Here is a 2,113-nt window from a genome sequence, read left to right as displayed (position 1 = left end):
GCCAATCTGCCTATCGGCCTATCTACCGATTAAGAAATCTAACCAACAAAAGTAATACGTAATAGTGGACGATATAATATAAGCCCTTTGAACTATACCTAAAATAAGGGTCATTTTAAGCGTTTTTTGGAAAAAGATAGGGTTTTACCTTAAGCACCTCAAAGAAATGCGTTATACGCCTTGTACGTTGATATTGCTTGAAAGCCTTATCTAGTAAGCCTTTCAAGACCTAAAAAAGCTATTTTTAGCCCTTTTTTACCTATTTTTGTGCTAATTGGCGTGATGAATATTTCTTAAATTTTCCAGAGGGCTCTGAAACCCTTGTATTATCTGCGTTTTAGAACAGGCGAATTTTATATCATAAAGATAAAAAAGGTGTAAATTACCAGATGCAAGATGAGATTGCTTCGGTCGTTTCACTCCCTCGCAATTACAGAGTTTAATGTTCAAGATGTGAACTTGTAAAAATTATACTGTAAAATGTTGGTGATTCAAATTAGTCAGGTTGTCCTCTCAACAAGTTCGAAGGTGAAGCTTTCATTATCTAAAGTCGGGTTCATGTCTTTTCAGTATCTTTTTCAAACATTTTTAGACTTAGCAATCGAGCACTATAAATAACTCGCATAATAATAACCCTGGCATCGTCAATTCTAAAGATAGTCCTGTAATTGTCATAGATAATATGCCGATACTCTTTTCCTAATTCCCTCGATTCAGGGATAACCGGGCAGCGCATGGGAAATTGCTTCTTTGCCGCTATTTCGTGGTCAGTTGTAATGTATTGAAAAATCTCTCCTATATCCGATTCAGCAGTTTTGGTAATCTCAACGCGATACCTTTGTGCTCTCATTGAACTCCTTTATAAATTTTCGTGCTTCTCTGGTACGGCCATCTCTGACATCCATTTCTGCCTCAGCCAATAGAATGCCAAGATTCAACGATTTTAACTTTTTCTCAAAAACCTCTACATCCAGCAAAACAGCATCAGGCTTACCGTTTACAGTAACGATAATTGGGCGGCCAGTATGGTGCATTTGCTTAAAGATTGCATTCGTTTTCTTTTTTAAATCCGAAACCGATTTTATGTCTTCGGAAATACTTATAGACATTACAATTCACATCCTTTTTAATATTATATTTAATATCTTATATGCTATCACAAACGAACTTAAAATCAAAACATTTTCATATTCAAGTAATACAGGGGACGATTCTCTATAGACGAAAGATCCGCCAAGGTGTACTCTTCGTTCAAGCCTTCACGAAGGAATTCGGGGTAGGAAATTAGGTAGAATTTTTAAGGATAGTTTCAATATTAATAATTTTAAGAAGACCAATGTAGATTGAGATTGATTCCCCTGCTTCCGTAGGGGGAACCTTTTGGGAAAAAATAACTTATCTTTTTTAATTATTAATCATTTATACTTTTTAAAACTTGCTTAACAATCTTCGGATGCAATATTATATCTTTATGAAAAGGTATAATTATTCTTCTTTACCCTTTTTTATATATCCTGTGGCTTCCTTTGCTTCTAATTATTTTGAAACCACAGCCTTAAACAACAATTTTTCTGCTTCCTGAGCTTTTAATCTTGGTAGTTTAGCCAACTCTCACCTCTAAAGAGGTAGTTAATATTTCTTTACTTAAAAAAGTTTTTATTTCATCCTTTGACAATGTCTCTAAATATAACCCGATAGCCTCTTTTATATTGCTTAATACTTCCTCCAAAGAATCGCCTTGTGTTTGACAACCTTCTAATTCCGGGCAATAAGCATAATAACCATATTCACTCTTCTCAATAACTACATTAACTTTATACGACATATTCAACTTTTCTGTCTCCTTTCAATGTATAGATGCATAATAATAGAGAGTTTATTTATATTAATAAATATGCATCACTTATTTTATAATATCAAATTTTCAGCAACCTCTAAATCATTATGAGCTTTAATTAGCCATTTTTTGACATATTCATCTATCATAACCTTATTCCCTCTTTTAAAACCTCTCTCACAACATTACCTATCTTTGTCTTATAGTAATTTATTTCTTTTTTTGATTTGATAATAAAATCAGCATCAATTCCTTCTTTTGCAAGTTTCTTCCGTA

Annotated in this window: 3 protein-coding genes and 1 pseudogene; all 4 read right to left on the bottom strand. The window is 33.2% G+C overall.

The window, feature by feature from the left end; translation table 11 throughout:
• Positions 1-556 precede the first annotated feature (556 nt).
• Positions 557-850, bottom strand: a complete 294-nt coding sequence (locus tag COZ07_RS10490; protein ID WP_406608515.1) for a type II toxin-antitoxin system RelE/ParE family toxin — start codon at positions 848-850, stop codon at positions 557-559.
• Entirely contained in the window at positions 825-1,109 is a 285-nt protein-coding gene (locus COZ07_RS10485; protein WP_406608514.1) for a type II toxin-antitoxin system Phd/YefM family antitoxin, read from the bottom strand. Before COZ07_RS10485 ends, COZ07_RS10490 begins: the two co-directional genes overlap by 26 nt.
• A gap of 302 nt (positions 1,110-1,411) precedes the next feature.
• Positions 1,412-1,608, bottom strand: a pseudogene (locus COZ07_RS10480) (type II toxin-antitoxin system HicA family toxin).
• Positions 1,601-1,825 carry a type II toxin-antitoxin system HicB family antitoxin gene (locus COZ07_RS10475; protein WP_406608513.1) on the bottom strand — a complete coding sequence of 75 codons (225 nt, stop codon included), beginning with the start codon at positions 1,823-1,825 and terminating at the stop codon, positions 1,601-1,603. The pseudogene COZ07_RS10480 and the gene COZ07_RS10475 overlap by 8 nt, the downstream one beginning before the upstream one ends.
• Positions 1,826-2,113: the final 288 nt, after the last annotated feature.

The organism is Candidatus Infernicultor aquiphilus (assembly GCF_002784285.1).
Classification (GTDB): Bacteria; Atribacterota; Phoenicimicrobiia; order Phoenicimicrobiales; family Phoenicimicrobiaceae; genus Infernicultor; species Infernicultor aquiphilus.
Note: the sequence above shows the minus strand (reverse complement) of the source record. Positions and strands in the feature narration are given on the sequence as shown.

What these genes read in the sequence shown, in the direction of transcription:
- COZ07_RS10490 (WP_406608515.1), bottom strand. Translation starts at nt 850, where the DNA reads ATGAGAGCACAAAGGTATCGCGTTGAGATTACCAAAACTGCTGAATCG.
- COZ07_RS10485 (WP_406608514.1), bottom strand. Translation starts at nt 1,109, where the DNA reads ATGTCTATAAGTATTTCCGAAGACATAAAATCGGTTTCGGATTTAAAA.
- COZ07_RS10475 (WP_406608513.1), bottom strand. Translation starts at nt 1,825, where the DNA reads ATGTCGTATAAAGTTAATGTAGTTATTGAGAAGAGTGAATATGGTTAT.